Here is a 20,038-nt window from a genome sequence, read left to right on the forward strand (position 1 = left end):
CACTGTCATGTCACGAACGCGTCCTGAAGACGATCAAGAGGCAACTGGGGCGCCGGCACCGGCCGTCTCGGGAAACAGCAAGCCACTCGGGCGAACAGTCGCCCGGCCCACTCGCCCGCTCCCCACGAGCGGCAGCCCCACGCAGAGGACAGGCACCAGCATGCGCACTCGGAAGATCTCGGTACTGACCATGACCGCGGTGGCCCTCGGCCTGGCGCTGACGGCATGCGACAACGACGGTGGCGGCGGCGCGTCCTCTTCCGCGAGCAGCTCACCGACGACGGCCACGAGCACCCCGCAGTCCGACGCCCCGCAGTCCGACACCGCGGAGAACAAGCCGTCCGGCACGCCCGCCAAGTCCGACACGAAGTGCACGGACCAGATCGACTACGCGGGTGACTCCCGCTCGAACGCCGAGATCAACTCCATCGGCGAGGACAGGGGTGCGTGCCCGCCGGTGCAGAAGTCCGGTGAGGCGTCGGGTACGCCGAAGGACTCCGGCACGAAGTGCACGGACCAGATCGACTACGCGGGTGACTCCCGCTCGAACGCCGAGATCAACTCCATCGGCGAGGACACGGGTACGTGCCCGCCGGTCAAGCAGTGAACCGCTGATCGCCCCAGTAGGGAGGGGGCGCCGGGGCCTGCCGGCGGTGACCAGGATCAGACCAGGATCAAGCCGCGAGCTGCCCCGGCGACCACGGTCCGGCCCCGGTCGCAGGGGCGCGGCGATCCGCATCAGGACATGAAAAAGGCCCCTCACGCGTCACCGCCGGTGAGAGGCCGTTTTGCGCCCCCGGCAGGACTCGAACCTGCGGCCAAGCGCTTAGAAGGCGCCTGCTCTATCCACTGAGCTACGGGGGCCTGGTGCGGGTCAAGGATAAAGCTCCCCGTTCCTTGACCTTGTCGCCGCGCCTCCGTGGCTCGATGTGGAGGTTCGGTGAAGCGGTCAAGATAATCGCAGGCGGGTACGAATCATGCATCGCTTTCGCGCCCAGACGCGCCGGGTGTTGTGCACTCGTTATGCCGGGAGGGGGCCCGCGTCCCAGTCGTCCCTTCCGTCCGGTCTGTCCATTCGGCGCGCAGGCATGTCCATATGCTTCAGAATTCCCCTAAAATTGGGCATTCTTCACATGTGGTGACCTTGGACGTACGCCCTCAGCTACTCGACGCACTCGCTGCTCTGCGCGACCGTGTCGCCGCCGCACGCTTTCCGCTCCCCCTGGCGGGAGCCCCGCGCGTGCGCGCCAACCGGGACGAGCTGCTCGCCCAACTGGACGACTACCTCGTACCCCGATTGCGCTCGCCCGAGGCGCCGCTGCTGGCCGTCGTCGGCGGGTCGACCGGGACCGGCAAGTCGACCCTGGTGAACTCCCTGGTCGGGCGGCGGGTCACGGAGGCGGGCGTGCTCCGGCCGACCACCCGCACCCCCGTACTCGTCTGCCACCCGGAGGACCAGCACTGGTTCAGCGGCATGCGCGTACTCCCCGACCTCACCCGCCGCTGGGTTCCTCACCAGGAGAGACCCGCCAAGGACAGCGATGCCCCCGGCGACGACCACGCGCGCGTGCTGAGCGTCGAGACCGCCGAGACCCTCCCGCGCGGGCTCGCCCTGCTCGACGCCCCGGACGTCGACTCGCTGATCGCCGACAACCGCGTCCTCGCCGCCCAACTGATCTGCGCCGCCGACATCTGGATCATGGTGACGACGGCCGCCCGTTACGCCGACGCCGTCCCCTGGCACCTGCTGCGCACCGCCAAGGAGTACCGGGCCACCCTGATCACCGTCCTCGACCGGGTGCCCCACCAGGTCGTCGCCGAGGTCTCCCGCCAGTACGGCGCCCTGCTCACCAAGGCCGGGCTCGGCGAGGTGCCGAGGTTCACCGTGCCCGAGCTGCCCGAGTCGGCCGGGGGCGGCGGACTGCTGCCCGCCTCCGCCGTCGCCCCGCTGCGCACCTGGCTGCACCACCACGCCCAGGACCCCGGCGCCCGCCGCAGCGCCCTCACCCGGACGGCGTACGGCCTGCTCGACTCGCTGGGCGCCCGCCTGCCGGAGCTGGCGAGCGCGGCCGCCGCCCAGTACGCGGCCGCCCTCCGCCTCACCACCGCCGTGGACGGCGCCTACGACAGCGAGCACACGCGCGTGCGCGGCAGGCTCCAGTCCGGCACCGTCCTCGCCGGGGACGCCCTCAAACGCTGGCGCGCCTTCCCGCTGGACTGCACCGCCGGTGAACTCCTCGACGCCCTCGTGGAGAGCCTCGGCGCGCTGCTGCTGTGCGCCGTCACCGCCGCCGACGAGCGCGTGGACGACGCGTGGCGCCGCGAACCCGCCGCCCGCGCCCCGGAACTCGCCGACCGCGAGCCCTCCCCGGAGGGCGCCGAGCACCGCATCGGGCTCGCCGTACGGCGCTGGCGACGCGAGCTGGAGGAGTACGCCGAGGACGAGGTCCGCGAGCTGGAACGCGGCAACGCCCCCGAACCCGAGACGGTCGCCGCGCTCGCCGCCGCCGTCGTCCTCGGCGGACGCCGGGCGCGTACGGCGGGCGAGGGGCTGGCCGAGCGGATCGGGGCGCACGGCGCGCTGCGGCTGCGCGACCGCGCCGGGCGCCTGCTCACCGAGCACGTGGACCGGGTGCTGCACGGCGAGCGGGAACGCCGGCTCTCCCCGCTCGACGCCCTGGACGTCCACGCCGAGTCGCAGGCCGAACTCATCGCCGCGCTGTCCGTACTGCAGAAGGAGAGGTGACCGGTGACCGCCGTCGCCAAACAGGACCAGATGGATCACGTCGACGACACGGGTCCCGCCGATGAGGAGGCGCACGCGCGCGTGGAGGGCGACCAGCGTCCCGACGGCGACGAGGCCCCCGTCGAGAGCGACGCCTGGGACGACGGCCTCATCGCCCGCCGTGCCACCGAGGGCACCACACCCGCCGAAGCCCCCGCGCGCGGCGTGACCGGCGGCGGCCCCCCGGCGCCCCTGGCGTACGACGGGCCCCTGCGCTCCCGGCTAGACGCGCTGCGCGAACTCGTCGGGCTGTCCCGTGCCCGCCTCGACAACCACACCCTCGCCGAGGCCGCCCGCGTCCTGGACGAGGCCACCGCGCGGCGCAAGCTGTCCGGGCAGCACACCGTCGTCGCCATCGCGGGCGCGACCGGCAGCGGCAAGTCCCAGCTCTTCAACACGCTCGCCGGAGTGCCCATCTCGGAGACCGGGGTACGCCGTCCGACGACCGCCGCGCCGATCGCGTGCAGTTGGAGCGACGGCGCCGCCACCCTCATCGACCGCCTCGGCATCCCCGGCCGGCTGCGCCGCCGCCCGCTGCAGAGCGCCGAGGCCGAGGCGCAGTTGCGCGGGCTGGTCCTGATCGACCTGCCCGACCACGACTCGGCCGCCGTGCGGCACCGCGAGCACGTCGACCGGGTCCTCAAGCTCGTCGACGGGGTCATCTGGGTGGTCGACCCCGAGAAGTACGCCGACGCCGCGCTCCACGAGCGCTATCTGCGGCCCATGGCGGGCCACGCCGAGGTGATGTTCGTCGTCCTCAACCAGACCGACCGGCTGCCCGCCGAGGCCACCGAGCAGATCCTCGACGACCTGCGCCGACTGCTGGACGAGGACGGCATCGCGCTCGGCGAGTACGACGAACCCGGCGCCACCGTGCTCGCCCTGTCCGCGCTCACCGGCGACGGCGTGGCCGACCTGCGCGAGGTGCTCGGCAAGTTCGTCGCCGAGCGGGGAGCGGCGGCCCGCCGGGTCTCGGCCGACGTGGACGCGGCCGCGGCGGATCTGCGGCCGGTGTACGCCGCCGGGCAGGGCGTGGGCCTGAGCGAACAGGCACGTGAGGAGTTCTCCGGCCGGCTCGCGGACGCGGTCGGCGCCACGGCGGCCGGGGAAGCCGCCGAACGCGCCTGGCTGCGCAGCGCCAACCGCGCCTGCGGCACGCCCTGGCTGCGGCTGTGGCGCTGGTACCACGACCGCGGCGGTCCGCAGACCGGCAGCCTGCTGGTACGCCCGCAGACCGACGCCGAGGCGACCGCGCGCCAGCGGGTGGAGCAGGCGGTCCGTACGGTGTCCGACCAGGCCGCGGCGGAGCTGCCGACGCCCTGGGCGCAGGCGGTGCGCGAGGCGGCCGTACGCGGGTCGCAGGGGCTGTCGGAGTCGCTGGACGAGCTGGCGGGGCAGGCCGGGCTGCCGTCGGGCCGCCCGCCCCGGCCGGGCTGGTGGCCGCTGGCGGTGCTGGTGCAGGCGGCGATGACGCTGCTGCAGATCGTGGGCGGGCTGTGGCTCGCGGGGCAGATCGCGGGCCTGCTGACGCCCAACCTGGGTGTGCCGGTGCTGCTGATGCTGTGCGGGATCGTGGGCGGTCCGCTGGTGGAGTGGAGCTGCCGCCTGGCGGCGCGGGGGCCCGCACGGCGGTACGGCCAGGAGGCGGAGCGACGGCTGCGGGAGGCGGCCGCGAGCTGCGGACGGGCGCGGGTGCTGGACCCGGTGGCGGCGGAGCTGCTGCGGTACCGGGAGGTGCGGGAGCAGTACGGGCGGATCGCGGGGGTGGGGGTCGGCCGGTGAGGCCGGCTGTACGACGGGGGGCTTCGGGATGGTGGGGCGGGGCTTCGGGACGGCGGGGCGGGGCTTCGGGACCTGGTGACCACCTGGTCGGGTGAGGGAGTTGTCCACAACCGGGGAGCCGTCCACAGCGGTCGGCGGGGTCGGCCGGGGCGGGGGCAGTCTGGTGCCACGGCGATCGCACCGCCTGCCCGGCGGACCAGGTGAGGAAGCTGGGCGGGCGGACCTCGCGGTCGGCGGCCGTGCGGCGCGCCACGAGTGAGACCGGTGCGCGCCGCACGGCACAGGAAGCCGTACGGGACGGGCCCGTACCGGCACCGGCTGTCCGGCGGTGAGCGCCGGTGAGGGAGGGGTTCAGATGAACGAGACCGTGCTGTGCGTGGTGGGCAATGTGGCGACACCGCCGGTGTACCGGGAGCTGCCGAGCGGTCCCTCGGCCCGGTTCCGGCTCGCGGTGACCGCGCGGTACTGGGACCGGGAGAAGAGTCTCTGGACCGACGGGCACACCAACTTCTTCACCGTGTGGGCCAACCGGCAGCTCGCGGTCAACGTGGCCGCCTCGGTGGAGGTGGGGCAGCCGCTGGTGGTGCAGGGCCGGCTCAAGGTGCGGACCGAGGCGCGCGAAGGACAGCAGGCGTGGGCGTCGGCCGACATCGACGCGGTGACGATCGGCCACGATCTGACGCGGGGCACGGCCGCGTTCCGCCGCGCGGCCAAACCGGAGACGCCACCGAGGCCGGCCGCGCGTCCGGAGCCGCAGTGGGAGACACCACCCGCGGAGCCGGAGGCGGATGTGCCGGATCAACAGGACGCACCCGCAGTGTTGATGACGTGACGTCAGGGACTGTTCTGGGGGCGCTCCGGCCGAGACGCGGCTTATCGGCGAATGCGCCCTCGAACGCCCCTTGTGAAGTGACGGATTTGTCGATGAGCCCAGCTCAAGATGTGTGCCCGCGATAACGATTACAGCTCGGATCACCCGTCCTGCCATCTGACCGCCGGGTAGCGGGTCTGTTGATCCATAGGATGCCCAGGCGTGCCCCTAGGGGTTGGTGATTTCTGCTGGTGGGACCGCCCCCACATGTCCAACGGGTCCTGCTCGAAGGGGAATTCTGTGCTTGCTGCGTTCTCTGGGTCCACCCGGTCCACCGTGCCCGTCCGGGCCGGTGCCATGGCGCTGGCCTGCGGGCTGGCGGCAGCGGGTGTGCTGTCCGGTGCCGGTACGGCCCTGGCCGACGAGAAACCGCAGACGCAGAACGGGGCGACCGCCACGATCAACGGCCTCAAGACGTACGGCGAGGCCGTGATCCATGAGAACGGCACCGACCTGCGGGTGCCGGCGGGCCTGTTCGACATGTCCGTGGACGGCGGCGGCACCCTCCAGACGTACTGCGTCGACCTGCACAACCCCACGCAGCGCGACGCCAAGTACCAGGAGACCCCCTGGAGCGGCACCTCGCTGGGCGCCAACGCGAACGCCGGACGCATCCGCTGGATACTCCAGCACTCCTACCCGCAGGTGAACGACCTCGACGCGCTCGCCCACAAGGCCGGAGCGACCGGGCTGACCGAGCAGGACGCGGCGGCCGGGACCCAGGTGGCCATCTGGCGTTACTCGGACGCGGCGAAGGTCGAGGCGACGGACCCGCAGGCGGAGAAGCTCGCCGACTACCTGGAGAAGAGCGCCCGCCCCGCCGCCGAGCCCCGCGCCTCGCTGACCCTGGACCCGCCCGCTGTCTCCGGCCGCCCCGGCGACCTGCTGGGCCCGGTGACCGTGCACACCGACGCCGCCGGTGTGATCGTCTCGCCTCCGGTGGACGCGGCGGCCGAGGGGGTGCGGATCATCGACCGCACCGGCAAGGTGATCACCTCGGCGCACGACGGCAGCCAGCTCTACTTCGACATCCCCGAGAGTGCTCCGGACGCCACGGTGCAGGTCGCCGTGCAGGCTTCCACCACCGTGCCGGTGGGCCGCGCCTTCGCCTCCGAGTCGCGCAGCCAGACGCAGATCCTGGCCGGCTCCAGCGAGTCCACGGTCTCCGCGACCGTCGACGCCACCTGGGCGGCCGAGGGTGCCGTACCGGCGGTGTCGGCCCGCAAGAACTGCGCCGAGGGCGGGGTGGACGTCACGGTCGCCGACAAGGGCGACCAGCCGTTCACCTTCGAGCTGATGGGCACCGAGCACACGGTCGCCCCCGGCAAGGCCGACACGATCACGGTCCCCCTCGAGGAGGACCAGTCCTACGACTTCACGGTCACCGGCCCGAACGGCTTCACCCAGCGCTTCACCGGCATCCTCGACTGCGCCACCCAGGGCCCGGCCACGACCGAGTCCGCCCAGACCCTGAGCGAGCCCACCCCGGTCGCCCTGCCCGGCGAGGCCCCCACGGGGACGGACCTGGCGTCCACGGGCGGGTCCGCGCTGACGCCGGTGATCACGGGCGCGGCCATCGGGTTCGTCGTGATCGGCGGGGCTGTGCTGGTCGTTCTGCGCGGGCGGGAGAACCGGGCCGGGGAGTGACGGCCCCGCGCCCGGTTCCGCCCGTGGGTGCCGGAACCGGTGATCAGTCGTCTTCCGGCAGGTGGAAGTAGACGGTCCCCGACCACCAGGGTCCGTGTTCGGTGATCTCCGACTCGATGACGACGTCCTGGATCTCGGCCGGGCCCAACGCTTCCACGGAGTCGGCCAGCCTCCGCAGCAGCGCCGGCACGCTGTCGCACCCCGGACCGGCAGGGTTGGCCTGCGAGAAGTGGCGCACGGTCCAGGACTCGGGAGAGCTCGTCATGGGCTTGATCGTAGGAGTGGATCTCGCCTGGCCGGAGCCGATCGCCGCGGCTGACGGCGCCTCCACCCGAACCCCCAGCTCACAGCCCCCCGCCGGAACGCGTTTCCTCCCAGGGGTGGCCGTACGGCAAGATGGGGTGTATCTGCCCACTGCCAGATTTCAAGCTGCCGGACGGTTTCTCTTGGCTGAGTTCATTTACACCATGCGCAAGGCGCGCAAAGCGCACGGCGACAAGGTGATCCTCGACGACGTCACCCTGAACTTCCTGCCGGGGGCGAAGATCGGCGTCGTCGGTCCGAACGGTGCCGGTAAGTCGACCGTGCTGCAGATCATGGCGGGGCTGCAGCAGCCGTCCAACGGTGACGCCTTCATCTCCCCGGGCTACAGCGTCGGCATCCTGCTCCAGGAGCCCCCGCTGAACGAGAGCAAGAACGTCCTGGAGAACGTCCAGGAGGGTGTTGCCGAGATCAAGGGCAAGCTCGACCGGTTCAACGAGATCGCCGAGCTCATGGCGACCGACTACTCCGACGCGCTGCTCGACGAGATGGGCAAGCTCCAGGAGGAGCTGGACCACGCCAACGCCTGGGACCTCGACGCCCAGCTCGAGCAGGCCATGGACGCCCTGGGCTGCCCGCCCGGCGACTGGCCCGTCACCACCCTCTCCGGTGGCGAGAAGCGCCGTGTCGCGCTCTGCAAGCTCCTGCTGGAGCAGCCCGACCTGCTGCTCCTCGACGAGCCCACCAACCACCTCGACGCCGAGTCGGTGAACTGGCTGGAGCAGCACCTGGCCAAGTACCCGGGCACCGTCGTGGCCATCACCCACGACCGGTACTTCCTGGACAACGTCGCCGAGTGGATCCTCGAGCTCGACCGGGGCCGCGCGTACCCGTACGAGGGCAACTACTCCACCTACCTCGAGACCAAGCAGACGCGTCTGAAGGTCGAGGGTCAGAAGGACGCCAAGCGCGCCAAGCGGCTCAAGGAAGAGCTGGAGTGGGTGCGGTCCAACGCCAAGGGCCGTCAGGCCAAGTCCAAGGCCCGCCTCGCCCGTTACGAGGAGATGGCGGCCGAGGCCGACAAGATGCGGAAGCTGGACTTCGAGGAGATCCAGATCCCGCCGGGCCCGCGTCTGGGCAGCATCGTGGTCGAGGTCAACGACCTCAACAAGGCGTTCGGCGAGAAGATCCTCGTCGACGGCCTGAGCTTCACCCTGCCGCGCAACGGCATCGTGGGCGTCATCGGCCCGAACGGCGCCGGCAAGACCACGCTGTTCAAGATGATCCAGGGCCTGGAGACCCCGGACTCCGGCGCCATCAAGGTCGGCGAGACCGTCAAGATCTCCTACGTCGACCAGACGCGCGCCAACCTCGACCCCAAGAAGACGCTGTGGGAGGTCGTGTCCGACGGGCTCGACTACATCAACGTCGGCCAGGTCGAGATGCCGTCCCGCGCCTACGTCTCCGCGTTCGGCTTCAAGGGCCCGGACCAGCAGAAGCCGACCGGCGTGCTCTCCGGCGGTGAGCGCAACCGCCTCAACCTGGCGCTCACCCTCAAGCAGGGCGGCAACCTGCTGCTCCTCGACGAGCCCACGAACGACCTGGACGTCGAGACCCTCTCCAGCCTGGAGAACGCGCTGCTGGACTTCCCCGGCTGCGCCGTCGTGGTCTCCCACGACCGGTGGTTCCTGGACCGGGTCGCCACGCACATCCTCGCCTACGAGGGTGAGTCCAAGTGGTTCTGGTTCGAGGGCAACTTCGAGTCCTATGAGAAGAACAAGATCGAGCGGCTCGGCGCCGACGCCGCGCGTCCGCACCGCGCCACCTACAAGAAGCTGACCCGGGGCTGATCACACCTTGCGCCACATCTACCGCTGCCCCCTGCGCTGGGCGGACATGGACGCGTACGGCCACGTCAACAACGTGGTGTTCCTCCGTTACCTGGAGGAAGCCCGTATCGACTTCCTGTTCCGCCCGGACAAGGACTTCCAGCAGGGGTCGGTCGTGGCGCGCCACGAGATCGACTACAAGCGGCAGCTCGTCCACCGGCACCACCCGGTGGACGTCGAGCTGTGGATCACCGAGGTCCGGGCCGCGTCCTTCACCATCACCTACGAGGTGAAGGACGCGGACACCGTGTACGTACGGGCCTCCACCGTCGTCGTGCCCTTCGACTTCGAGGCCCAGCGGCCGCGCCGGATCACCGCGGAGGAACGGGAGTTCCTCCAGGAGTACCGGGACGAGGCCGCCGAGGAGAAGGCCGTCGCCGCATGACGGTGCTCCACCTCGCCGACGATACGGAGGCGGCCGACCTCGCCGCCTTCCTCACCCGGCTGCTCCGCTACGACCGCGCGGCCGCCGTACGCCTCCAGGCGGCCGGGACCGCGCTCGCCGTGTTCGGGCGGCCGCCCTCCTTCGAGGTGCTCGCCGTCCGCGCGGTGCGCCTCGCCAAGCCGTACGAGGACGGGCTGGACGCCACGCTCGACGTGACCGTCTCGGCGGGTGAACTGCTGGAGTCGGTGGACGAGCGATCGGTCACCGCCGTCGTACCCGCCCCCGTCACCGGACCGCCCTGGGCCGGGGTGCTGCCGCCGCGCGGTGGCTGGCAGCCCGAGACGGGGCTGCCCGGCCCGGCTGCGCTGCACCGGACCGTCGTCGACTCGGTGGCCGAATTCCGGTCCCGTACCGAGGCGTTGGCGCCCGAACAGCGCACCCGTGCCGAACTGGACCGGATCGGGCGGGAGATCTGGTCCCGCGAGGTCGGCCCGACCCCTCTTCCGGTGCGCGCCGTCCACGCCGCGCACTCACTGGGCTTCCTGCGGCCGCCCGATCCCGCCGTCGGCGAGGACACCGGGCTGTTCTCCTCCGGACCGTGGCTCCGGCTGCGCACCCCCTACGGCTCCATCGCCGTGCGGCGCGCGGGCCTGGGGAGGCTCGGCGTCAGCGTGCGCTGACCGGCGCCCGGACGCCTCAGCCGGCGGTGTTCACCATCGAGGCCGCCGCGTACGTCAGGTAGTTCCAGAGCGTCCGCTCGTGCTCCTCGGACAGCTCCAGCTCGTCCACCGCCACCCGCATGTGCTTGAGCCACGCGTCGTGCGCGGCCCGGTCCACGGCGAACGGCGCGTGCCGCATCCGCAGCCGGGGGTGGCCGCGGTTCTCGCCGTAGGTGGTGGGTCCGCCCCAGTACTGGATCAGGAACAGGGTGAGCCGCTCCTCGGCCGGGCCGAGGTCCTCCTCCGGGTACATCGGCCGCAGCAGCGGGTCCTCGGCGACGCCCTCGTAGAAACGGCCGACCAGCCGGCGGAAGGTCTCCTCCCCGCCGACCTGCTCGTAGAAGGTCTGCTCCTGAAGCGTGCCACGTCGGATCTCGTTCACCCGTCCATGGTCTCAGACCGGGGGGCCGAGGACTCAAGGCGTAGGACCGGCCATCGCCCGCCCCTGCCGCCCCCGGATCACCCCTAATCTGGATGTATGGGCGCCTATGACTCCGAGCTGACCCAGGTGGCCGCCGAGGCGCGGGCCGCGCTGGTCCGGCAGATCGACGGCGACGGCGCCTGGCGCGCGGACCCCGTCTGGCGGGAGGCGTTCGCCGAGGTGCCCCGGCATCTGTTCGTGCCGTACTACTACGTCGGCGTCCTCGGCGGCTACGAGCGCCACACGGCCGACGACCCCGACCCCGCCGGGCGCGAGCGCTGGGCGCGCGGCGCCTACGCGGACGCCCCGCTGGCCACCCGGCTGCACGACGGTGAGCTGGTCTCCTCCAGCAGCCAGCCCTCGCTGATGGCGCGCATGCTGGTCGCGCTGGGCGTCCGGGACGGCAACCGGGTGCTGGAGGTCGGCACGGGCACCGGCTACAACGCCGCCCTGCTCGCCCACCGCCTCGGCGACGACTCGCTGGTCACCACCGTCGACATGGAAGCGGAGATCACCGGGCCGGCCACGCGGAACCTGGCGAGGGCCGGGTACCGCCCGGTGGTGGTCACCGGCGACGGGGCGTACGGGGTGCCCGCGCACGCGCCCTACGACGGGATCATCGCCACCTGCATGCTGCCCACGGTGCCGCGCCCCTGGATCGGCCAGTGCGCGCCCGGCGCCCGGATCGTCGCGCCGCTGAACAACGGGCTGCTCACCCTCACCGTCGACGGGTCCGGCCGCGCCGAGGGCCGCTTCCTGCGCACCGGCGCCTACTTCGTGCCGCTGCGCGGGGAGAGCCGGGCCCCGGCCGAGCCGGTGTCGCTGCGCGGGCTGCCGGGGCGGGCACGGGACCAGGAGTCGTTCGGCTTCCTGCTCGGCCTGGTCCGCAACAGGCTGGAGCCCTCGCGGGCGTACGCGCTGTGGGAGAGCGCGGGGATGCCGGACCGCGAACGGTACGGCGTCACGGTCAGCGGCCCCCGCGCCTGGGCCTGGCTGGACGACCCGGAGGGCCGCCACGCCTGGCCGCTGCCGTGAACGTCCGGCTCAGTCCCGGTGGACGGTGATCGTCGTCCAGGCGCCCACGTGCACCCGGTCGCCGTCCTGGAGCGGTACCGGCACGAACGGCTGGATCGGCTCGTCGGAGCCGTTGACCGTGGTGCCGTTCGTCGAGTTCTGGTCGACGACCGCCCAGTTGCCGTCCGGCTGCTGCACCAGCACCGCGTGCTGGTGCGAGACACCGGGGTCCTCCGGCGGCACCGACAGGTCGATGTCGGGGGTGTCGCCGGTGGAGTGCCGGCGGCGGCCGATGGTCACCTGGTTGCCGCTGAGCGCGCGCTGCTGCTCGGGGGAGTACGCGGGCAGGTTGAGCCCCGCGGCCTCGGGGCCGGAGCGGTGCATCATCGCCATGAAGTACTCGCGGTCCGGGCCGATGGTCGCGGACCAGGTGGCCGGGCCCTGCGGGTTCCGGCCGCCCTGCGGGAAGCCGGGCGTCTGTCCGGCTCCGGGCTGCGGGTAGCCGTAGCCGCCACCGGGGTTCCCGGTGGGGCCGTTCGACGGCGGCGGGGAGATCACCCAGTCGTCGTCGGCGAAGGACGGGCCTGAGGCCGGGGCACGGCCGCCCTCCGGCGGGAAGCCGGTGGGCGCGGACGGGCCGGACGGCGGCGCGGCCTGCCGGGAGGGGGCGTTGCCGAACGCGGAGGGCTCACGCCCGAAGGGAGGCGGGCCGGACTGGCCGCCCTGACCGGACTGGCCACCGGGGCCGCCGGGGCCACCCTGGCCACCGGGGCCGCGCTGGCCGCCGAAGCTGTCGGGACCGCTCTGGCCGCCCGGACCGCGCTGGCCGCCGAAGCTGTCGGGGTTGCCGGGGCCGCCCTGGCCGCCGGGGCCACCGGGGCCACGCTGGCCACCGAAGTTGTCCGAGCCGCCGGGGCCGCGCTGGCCGCCGAAGCTACCGGGGCCGCCCTGGCCGCCGGGACCACCCTGGCCACCGGGACCGCTCTGACCACCCGGGCCGCCGGGACGGCCGGGACCGCCATAGCCGGGGCCGCCGGGACCACCGGGACCACCGGGACCACCCGGACCCGCCGGCCCGCCCTGCTGGCCGGGACCGGAACCAGGGCCACCGGGCCGCTGACCCGGACCCCCGCCGAAGCCCGGCGGAGGGCCCTGCCGACGCTCGCCGAAGGGGGAGGAGCCGCCCGAGGTGGGCGGCGGGGACGCCTGGCCGCGCCCGGCGCCGAACGGCGTCGGGCCGGAGGGCTCGTTGTCGAACGGGGGTATCGGCTCGGCGGGCCGGTTCACCTGCGAGGGCCGCGAGCCCTGGTAGTCGAACCCGTCACCGTCACCGCCGCCGAACGGCTGGCTCGGCGGCTGGTAGCGGGGCTGCTGCTGCCGGGGCGGGGCCGCCGGGGTGTAGGAGGTGGCGGTGTTGGTCAGGAAGTTCCACCGGCACTCCTCGCAGAAGGGCGCGCCGCCCTCGCGGGGCGTACGGCACTGCGGGCACAGCTCCGCCTCCCCGCCGGAGGCGGGCCGCCCCTGGGCGCGGGGCGGCGGGAATCCGTAGCCGCCGCCGGACGGGGGCGGGGGCGGAGGCACGGCACCGGCCATGCGGTGACCACAGACCTCGCACCAGTCGTCGGAACCCGACTGGTGTCCGTTCGGGCAGGTCGGCATGTCGGTGGTACCCCTTCTGCTGAGGTATCGGTTTCTACAGGGTCACTTCTTGACGCGAACAGTCTTCGTGGACCGGGTCTCGAGAGTCATCTCGTCGGCCTCCGCGACCTTCGCCTTCAACCGCACAGTACCGGTCGGGGCGTCGACCACGTCCACCACCTTCGCAAGCAGTTTCGCAGTATCCGCGTTCCCCGACACTCCCGCGAGCTGAACGGCACGTCCCAGTTTGGCCGTTGCTCCGTCCATATCGCCCGCTTTCCGTAGATCCAGCCCTTCCTGGATGGCCTGCGCCAGTTCGGCCTGGCCGGTGTAGTGGGCGACTTGGGAGTTGAGCGAGGTCGAGGCCGCCATGTCGTCGGTCCACACGGCTCGTACGAGCCCCTGCGCGCCGAGATTCTGTACCGATCCGTCCGGTTGGGGCACCACCAGCGACACCCGCGCGGCCAGCATCTCCTGGCCCAGTCCGGCCGCCGGGACCTCCACGCAGAGGTGGTAGTCGCGGGACTCGTCGCCCCAGGAGCCGGTGGGGTAGTCCCCGGCGCGCGGGCCCGCCTCGGTGCGCCGGTCGGTCAACTCCTCGACATTGGGCGCCACTTGCTTGACGAACTTGATGCTCGTGCCGACCGGCGTCCACACCCGCAGGGCGACGTCGGCGACGCCCTTGCTCATCGTCGACTCCATGATCCGGGTGAAGTCGTCGGTGAGCCGGGCCGGATCGGCCACGATGTCGGCGGTGCCGAGCAGGGCGGAGGCGATGCCTGTGACTTCTTTCACTTCCCAGTCGGTGCCCACGCCCCGCGCGTCACAGGTGAACCGCCCGGCACACGCCTGGAGGGTGTCCTTCAGCTCTCCGGCCGACTCGTGCTCGTTGCGTCCGTCGGTCAGCAGGATGCCGTGCCGGATCTCCACGTCCGCCCCGGCCAGCAGCCGGTCGGCCAGCCGCAGCCAGGTGCCGATCGCGGTGCCGCCGCCCGCTCTCAGTCTGCGCAGCGCCTGCTTGGCCTGGGCGCGGGTGGTGGCGTCGGCCACCGCGAGCCGGCCGCCGCCCGGATAGACCTCGCGCGCGACATGGGTGCCGTCTACGACCCCGAAGTGCACCCCGTCGCGCAGGGTGTCGATGGCGGCGGCCGTGGCGTCGCGGGCGTTGCGCATCTTGGTGGGCGGGTGGTCCATCGAGCCCGAGCAGTCGACCATGAGCACCACGGCGGCGGAGGCACCCCGCCCGGCCGGTGCCCCGGCGAGCCTGCCGCCGCCGGTCGCCGTCACGGTCACGATGGCGTTGACCTCGCGGCCGCCCTCGGGCAGGTACTCGTTCTGGTAGACGTCCACCGAGAACCGCGGCGCACCCGGTCTGGCGAAGTTGGCCATGCTGGTTCACATCCCCCTAGGACACGCCCCGCCGAGGCGAGGCCGTGCGTTCGGGCGGACCGGTCCCCTCCGCGTCCGCCCCTGCTTCCCCGTACGCGAGGCCGCCGCGGCCGCGCGCGGTCACCCGCGCGGCGACGCCCTCAGGCCGATCCTGCCCCCTGCGGCGGCGCGGGGAACGGCACGACGGCCACTGTTACGTTGTCGTGGCCCCCAGCGTCCAGCGCGTGCCCCACCAGCACCCGCGCGGCGTGCAGCGGGCGGGCGGCCGCGTCCGGGGGCAGCACCTCGGCCATCTCCTCGGGCGCCTCGGCGTAGTTCCACAGACCGTCGGTGCACACCAGCACCACACCTGCCCGGTCGGGCTTGAACGACGCGGTGTGCGGCTCCAGTTCGTAGGCGTCGGCGCCGAGCCAGCCGGTGATGGCGTGGGCGCGCTCGTCGGCGTACGCCTCCGCCTCGTTCATCAGGCCGGCCGCCACCATCTGCGCGGCCCAGGAATCGTCCTCGGTCAGCCGGGCCGCGGGCGCGGAGCGGTCGTCCGGCACCCAGTAGGCGCGGCTGTCGCCGACCCAGCCGACCACCAGCAGCCCTGATGCGACCACCGAGGCGACGATCGTGCAGGCCGGGGCGTTCTGGTGCGGGGCGTGCTCGCGGGCCGCTTCGGGCTCCCCGGCGAGCGCGTCCACCGCGCGGGCGGCCGTCACGATCGCCTCGTGCATCGCCGCCTGCGGGTGCGTGCCGCGCGGCAGGGCGGCCAGCAGTACGTCACCGGCCGCGCGGGAAGCGGCAGTCGACGCCTCGTCCGGCCGGGTCGCGGAGGACACGCCGTCGCAGACCACGGCGAGCGTGGCGGGCGAGCCGTCGGGCAGCGCGGTGTACGCGACGGCGAAGTCGTCCTCGTTGCGGTGGTGGCGCAGACCCCGGTCGCTGACCGCGGCCACCGGGCCCGACTCCCGCTCCATGTGGTCGCGTTCGCGGGGCTGGGCGTGCCCGCAGTTCTCGCAGTAGCCGTCGCCGTCCACCCGGCCCGCACGGCAGGCCACGCACACCTGCGCGGTGCCGCCCGCCTCGGCGGCGGGGGTCTCGGCGCGCGGGTCCGGGGCCTGGAGCGGGTACTCGTCGGGCTCGGCGGGCCGGTCGAAACGCACCCCGGACGCGGCCGGTGCGGGCGCGGACAGCGGGGAGCCGCCGGAGTCGGTGCCGGGTACGTCGGCCGCCCGGTGGGCGCTCGGCTCGGTGCTGCCGGTGGTGGCCGGCTCCGGCTCGGGCCAGTCGACGTCGCCGTCCGGCGCGCCGGTCATGGTGAGCGTGGGCTGGTCCTCGGGCGGCGCGGGCACGGCCGACAGGTCGTATCCGCACGCGCCGCAGAAGAGGTCGCCCGGTTCGAGCGGCTCCGCACAGCTCGGGCACCTGGACAGTGCGGCCTGCTGGGGCATCTGTGACATGACTACACCCACGTCCGGGGGCGGTAACGGTTGGCCCGTTCCACCAGTTCGATCCTCTCCTCGCCGCCGGGCGCCAGCCGGGCCAGCGTGCGGTAGGCGCGCTCCAGGCCGAAGCGGAGACCCCGCTCGTCCAGACCGCTGCCGAGCAGCACCCGCCCGCCGGTGACCGGCCGAGCGGTGCCCTGACCTCTGGAGAGTATCCAGTCAAGGGCGCAGCCGAGGACTTCGGCCGACAACCGCTCGCGTCGCGCCGGGTCGAGCCCGTACGCGTCCAGCGCCTCGACCTGGCCCGCCGCGGCGGTCAGGTCGTCCAGGAACGGTACGTCACCCGCGGCCGCCGTGCGTCCCCGCAGTCGCGCCCGCACCGCCGCGACCCGCGCGGCCGTGTAGTGGATCGACGACTCCGGCACCGACTCCAGCGTGCGTACGGCCCCGCTCCGGTCGCCGCTCGCCAGGCGCACCCGCGCCAGGGCGAACGCGGCGCTGACGAAGCTCGGGTCGGTCGCCCACACCAGCCGGTAGTACTCGGCGGCGTTGTCCAACTGGCCCAGCACCTCCGCGCACAGGCCGAGCGCCAGCTTGGGCGCGGCCTCGCCGGGGAAGGCGTCGTAGATCGCGTCGAAGGAGAGCGCGGCGTTCTCGAAGTCGCCGGTGACCAGCGCGGCCACGCCGCGGCACCACACCACCCGCCAGTCGTCGGGCCGTTCCTCGTCCAGCCGGGCCAGGGTCGTCAGCGCGGCCTCGCGGTCGCCGTGCTCCAGCCGGGCGCGCACCCGTCTCAGCCGGGTCTCCACGCTCTGGCCGGGCGCCGCCTCCAGCGCGCCGATCAGCTCGCCCGGCGCGGACGCGGCCAGGCCCGCCAGGAAACCGGCGTCCGGGTCGCCGGGGTCGACCAGCGGGACGGGCAGGGCGAGCGCGGCGGCCGGGGTGCCGACCGGTCTGACCAGGGCGGGCGGCAGCGCGGGCGGACGGCCCGGTCCGGGCAGCTCGCGGGCGCCGAGCCGGGACACCTCGCCGTCCAGCGCGGGGAACAACTCGGTGTCCGTCACGCGTACTTCGGGCCCGAACAGGGTGGACAGCGCGGGGCGCGCCTGCCCGGTGCTCAGCGACACGACCTCGCGCAGCACGCCGGTGAGCTGGTCGGCCATCTCCTGTGCGGAGGCGAACCGGCGCGCCGGGTCCGGGTCGGTGGCGCGGACCAGGAAGCGGTAGAAGGACTCGTAGCGGCGGAAGACCTCGATGGTGTCCGGGTCGGGCAGCGAGTCGGCGTAGACGGTCGTGTAGCCCTGGAAGTCGAAGGTGAGGACGGCCAGGGTGCGGCCCACCGTGTACAGGTCGCTGGCGGCCGAGGGGCCGACGTCGGCGACCTCGGGGGCCTGGTAGCCGACCGTGCCGTAGATCGCGGACTCCTCGTCGTCCATGCGGCGCACGGCGCCCATGTCGATCAGCTTGAGCTCGTCCTCGGTCTGGATGGCGTTGTCGACCTTGAAGTCGCAGTACAGCAGGTTGCGGCTGTGCAGATGGCCGAGCGCCTCCAGCGCCTCGATGCCGTACGCGCACGCCTGCTCCACCGGCAGCGGGTCCCGCCTGCCGTCCGGGGTGCGGCGGGAGTTGGCGATCTCCTTCAGCGACTTGCCGCCGACGTACTCCATGACGATGTAGCCGTCCAGGGAGCCGGTGCGCTGGTCGAGGTGCTCGACGAAGTTGTAGATCCGCACGATCCCCGCGTGCTCGATCTCCGCGAGGAACCGGCGCTCGGAGATCGCCGCCGCCATCGCGTCCTGGTCACCGGTGTCCAGCAGGCCCTTGAGCACCACCCAGCGGTCGGACACCGCCCGGTCCACCGCGAGGTAGATCCAGCCGAGCCCGCCGTGCGCGAGGCAGCCCGCCACCTCGTACTGGCCGTGCACGATGTCCCCGGACCGCAGCTTGGGCACGAAGGAGTACGGGTGCCCGCACTTGGTGCAGAACCCCTCCGTACGGCCCGCCCGCTCCCCGCGTGCCCGGCCGACCGGCGCCCCGCAGTCCGAGCGCGAGCAGTACCGCTTGCGCTCGGGCACCTCCGGGTTGTCCAGCACCATCGCGCGCGGGTCGGGCCTCGGCACCTGCGGCACCACGACCAGGCCGGCGCCCAGCCGCCCGCGCCCCGAGGCTCCGGACGCCGAGCCCGAGCCGCGCACCGACACCGAGCGGCCGCCCGACTTCCCCGACACCGAGCGGGAGAGCCGCCCCGACACCGAGCGCCGGGAGCGGGAGGACTGGGAGGAGCTGCGCGTGGCGGCGCCGTTGATCCCGGTCGGCGCCGAACCGATGGAACCCACCTGCTGTGGAACGGAGTTGACGGCCGGGGAGACCACGGGAGCCAGCCCGCAGGTGTCGCAGTACAGCTCGCCGCCGCCCATGTCCTCGTAGACGCCCGCGCAGTCCGGCCGCTGGCAGGTGCGCCGTTCCTCGCTCATTCCCCGTCCCCCTTGCCGTCCTCGGGCGCGTACTGCTCCGGGACCCTCGGCGGGGCCAGCAGCTCGGCCGCCGCCTGCTGATAGCGCAGTACGGCCTGCTCGGCCACGCGCAGATCGCAGGGCGCGCTCCACAGCATCCGGCGGGCCGCGTCGTACCGCTCGATCAGCAGGCGGTCCTCGGCCAGGCCGTGCCGGGTGACCTTCGCCCGGTAGGCGTCCAGGCGGCCGCGCAGCTCGGCGCGGACCGCGAGCGGCGCGGTGACGGCCGTCAACGACTCGCGGGCGCGCAGCAGTTCGTCCTCCGCCCGCTGCTCCAGGGACTCCAGCAGCGGGGAGAGGCGGTGCCAGCGGGCCTGGCGCCGGTACTCCGCCGCCGTCGCCAACTGCTCCTGGAGCGCGGTCGGCGGTCCGCTGACCACCGGCACCTCGGTCGCGGCGATCTTCGCCAGCACCTCGCCGCGCGCGGTGCGCGCCTCGGCCAGGGTGCGGTCGGCGCGGGAGAGCACGTCCCGCAGCCGGATCAGCCGTTCCTCGGCGTCCTGCCGGACGGTCAGCACCGCGTCGATCTCGCGCCGCACGTCCTCCAGCGCCCGCGCCTCCCGGTCGTACACCGTGGTGTCCGGGCGGCCGCCGCCGGGCGCCGAACTGCCCCCGGCCGGCACCCAGTGGGCGAGCGGATCGCGGACGACCTCCTCGCGCAGCCCGGTCAGGGTGCGGGTGATGCCCTCCAGGTCGTCACCGGAGGGGTGTTCGCCGGGGCGGACGCCGACGGAGTGGGCCAGTCTGCGGGTGCGCTGGAGTTCGGCGGCCAGTAAGTCGATGCGGGCGGGCAGTGCCGACCAGACGGCGTCGGCGGCCACCACCATGTCCAGCGAGGAGGCGTACAGCTCGTTCATCCGGTCCACCAGGGCGGCCAGGGTGAAGCTCTCGCTGAGCACGGCCGAGCCCGAGGGCTGGGCGCCGCCCGCCACCGTGACCGACTCCCCGCGCAGCAGACCGGTCAGCTCCACCAGGTCCTCCCGGCTGGACCAGCGGCGCCGGGCGCGGATCTCGCGGGCCCCGCGCAGAGCGGCGGTGTACGCGTCGAAGCAGGTCCACAGCAGGGTGATCGACGCCTCCGTGGCGGCCCACCGCTCCTTGGTGACACCGGTCAGCTCGGCACCTTCGAGGAGCCTGCGGCCGGCGTGGTCCTGGAGCGCGAACAGCGAGGTCTCGATGGCCTCGTGCTCCTGGCCGAGCCGCGCCAGCGCACGGTCCACCTCGTCCCGGTCCATCACCGGCCCGGCGGGGTCCGTGACGCCCATCGATCACCTCTCGCTGCTGTGTGGTCACT

At 73.3% G+C, this 20,038-nt stretch carries 16 protein-coding genes and 1 tRNA gene; 9 read left to right on the forward strand and 8 right to left on the reverse strand.

Annotated features, from left to right (window positions below):
* The first annotated feature begins 160 nt into the window (after positions 1 to 160).
* Positions 161 to 607 (forward strand): hypothetical protein, encoded by a 447-nt coding sequence (locus HEK131_RS04980; RefSeq protein WP_244333813.1) that lies wholly within the window; start codon positions 161 to 163, stop codon positions 605 to 607.
* 184 nt (positions 608 to 791) lie between these two features.
* Here HEK131_RS04980 and HEK131_RS04985 read toward each other — a convergent pair.
* A tRNA-Arg gene (locus HEK131_RS04985) sits at positions 792 to 864 on the reverse strand.
* A gap of 271 nt (positions 865 to 1,135) precedes the next feature.
* On the opposite strand from HEK131_RS04985, the gene HEK131_RS04990 reads away from it, so the two are divergent.
* The 4 genes from HEK131_RS04990 (at position 1,136) to HEK131_RS05005 (ending at position 7,085) form a co-directional block, all read left to right on the forward strand.
* Positions 1,136 to 2,746, forward strand: coding sequence for a dynamin family protein (locus HEK131_RS04990; protein WP_244333814.1), 1,611 nt, complete (start codon positions 1,136 to 1,138; stop codon positions 2,744 to 2,746).
* 30 nt (positions 2,747 to 2,776) lie between these two features.
* Entirely contained in the window at positions 2,777 to 4,567 is a 1,791-nt protein-coding gene (locus tag HEK131_RS04995; protein WP_432215691.1) for a GTPase, read from the forward strand.
* A gap of 355 nt (positions 4,568 to 4,922) precedes the next feature.
* Entirely contained in the window at positions 4,923 to 5,399 is a 477-nt protein-coding gene (locus tag HEK131_RS05000) for a single-stranded DNA-binding protein (protein ID WP_244333816.1), read from the forward strand.
* Between the two features lie 336 nt (positions 5,400 to 5,735).
* On the forward strand, positions 5,736 to 7,085 hold the full coding sequence (locus HEK131_RS05005; RefSeq protein ID WP_244451939.1) for a Cys-Gln thioester bond-forming surface protein: 1,350 nt from the start codon (positions 5,736 to 5,738) through the stop codon (positions 7,083 to 7,085).
* 43 nt (positions 7,086 to 7,128) lie between these two features.
* Here the strand turns inward: HEK131_RS05005 and HEK131_RS05010 are convergent, their stop codons facing one another.
* Positions 7,129 to 7,350: a hypothetical protein gene (locus tag HEK131_RS05010; protein ID WP_217465580.1), complete on the reverse strand. Its 222-nt coding sequence runs from the start codon at positions 7,348 to 7,350 to the stop codon at positions 7,129 to 7,131.
* Positions 7,351 to 7,531: 181 nt separating this feature from the next.
* On the opposite strand from HEK131_RS05010, the gene ettA reads away from it, so the two are divergent.
* The 3 genes from ettA to HEK131_RS05025 are packed head-to-tail and all read left to right on the forward strand — an operon-like array spanning position 7,532 to position 10,300.
* Complete coding sequence (ettA, locus tag HEK131_RS05015; protein ID WP_217465579.1) at positions 7,532 to 9,196, forward strand: energy-dependent translational throttle protein EttA; 1,665 nt, start codon at positions 7,532 to 7,534, stop codon at positions 9,194 to 9,196.
* Positions 9,197 to 9,203: 7 nt separating this feature from the next.
* Positions 9,204 to 9,620, forward strand: coding sequence for an acyl-CoA thioesterase (locus tag HEK131_RS05020; RefSeq protein WP_217465578.1), 417 nt, complete (start codon positions 9,204 to 9,206; stop codon positions 9,618 to 9,620).
* A complete protein-coding gene (locus HEK131_RS05025; RefSeq protein ID WP_244333817.1) occupies positions 9,617 to 10,300 on the forward strand; it encodes a hypothetical protein in 684 nt (227 codons plus the stop codon). The genes HEK131_RS05020 and HEK131_RS05025 overlap by 4 nt, the downstream gene beginning before the upstream one ends.
* A gap of 16 nt (positions 10,301 to 10,316) precedes the next feature.
* Here the strand turns inward: HEK131_RS05025 and HEK131_RS05030 are convergent, their stop codons facing one another.
* The gene (locus HEK131_RS05030) at positions 10,317 to 10,721 is read right to left on the reverse strand and encodes a globin (protein WP_161149684.1); all 405 of its coding nucleotides are present in this window, start codon (positions 10,719 to 10,721) and stop codon (positions 10,317 to 10,319) included.
* A 96-nt stretch (positions 10,722 to 10,817) separates the two neighbouring features.
* Here HEK131_RS05030 and HEK131_RS05035 point away from each other — a divergent pair, with 96 nt between their 5' ends.
* On the forward strand, positions 10,818 to 11,795 hold the full coding sequence (locus tag HEK131_RS05035; protein ID WP_244333818.1) for a methyltransferase domain-containing protein: 978 nt from the start codon (positions 10,818 to 10,820) through the stop codon (positions 11,793 to 11,795).
* A 9-nt stretch (positions 11,796 to 11,804) separates the two neighbouring features.
* On the opposite strand, the gene HEK131_RS05040 is transcribed toward HEK131_RS05035, so the two are convergent.
* The 5 genes from HEK131_RS05040 to HEK131_RS05060 all read right to left on the reverse strand — a co-directional run bounded on the left by HEK131_RS05040 (position 11,805) and on the right by HEK131_RS05060 (position 20,009).
* Positions 11,805 to 13,433, reverse strand: a complete 1,629-nt coding sequence (locus HEK131_RS05040; RefSeq protein ID WP_244333819.1) for an FHA domain-containing protein — start codon at positions 13,431 to 13,433, stop codon at positions 11,805 to 11,807.
* Between the two features lie 42 nt (positions 13,434 to 13,475).
* Complete coding sequence (locus HEK131_RS05045; protein WP_244333820.1) at positions 13,476 to 14,801, reverse strand: vWA domain-containing protein; 1,326 nt, start codon at positions 14,799 to 14,801, stop codon at positions 13,476 to 13,478.
* A gap of 140 nt (positions 14,802 to 14,941) precedes the next feature.
* Entirely contained in the window at positions 14,942 to 16,246 is a 1,305-nt protein-coding gene (locus HEK131_RS05050) for a PP2C family serine/threonine-protein phosphatase (RefSeq protein WP_244333821.1), read from the reverse strand.
* Between the two features lie 2 nt (positions 16,247 to 16,248).
* Positions 16,249 to 18,705, reverse strand: coding sequence for a serine/threonine-protein kinase (locus HEK131_RS05055; RefSeq protein ID WP_244333822.1), 2,457 nt, complete (start codon positions 18,703 to 18,705; stop codon positions 16,249 to 16,251).
* Positions 18,702 to 20,009 carry a hypothetical protein gene (locus tag HEK131_RS05060; protein ID WP_217465571.1) on the reverse strand — a complete coding sequence of 436 codons (1,308 nt, stop codon included), beginning with the start codon at positions 20,007 to 20,009 and terminating at the stop codon, positions 18,702 to 18,704. Before HEK131_RS05060 ends, HEK131_RS05055 begins: the two co-directional genes overlap by 4 nt.
* Positions 20,010 to 20,038: the final 29 nt, after the last annotated feature.

Origin of the sequence: Streptomyces seoulensis (assembly GCF_022846655.1) — a bacterium.
Taxonomy (GTDB): Bacteria; Actinomycetota; Actinomycetes; order Streptomycetales; family Streptomycetaceae; genus Streptomyces.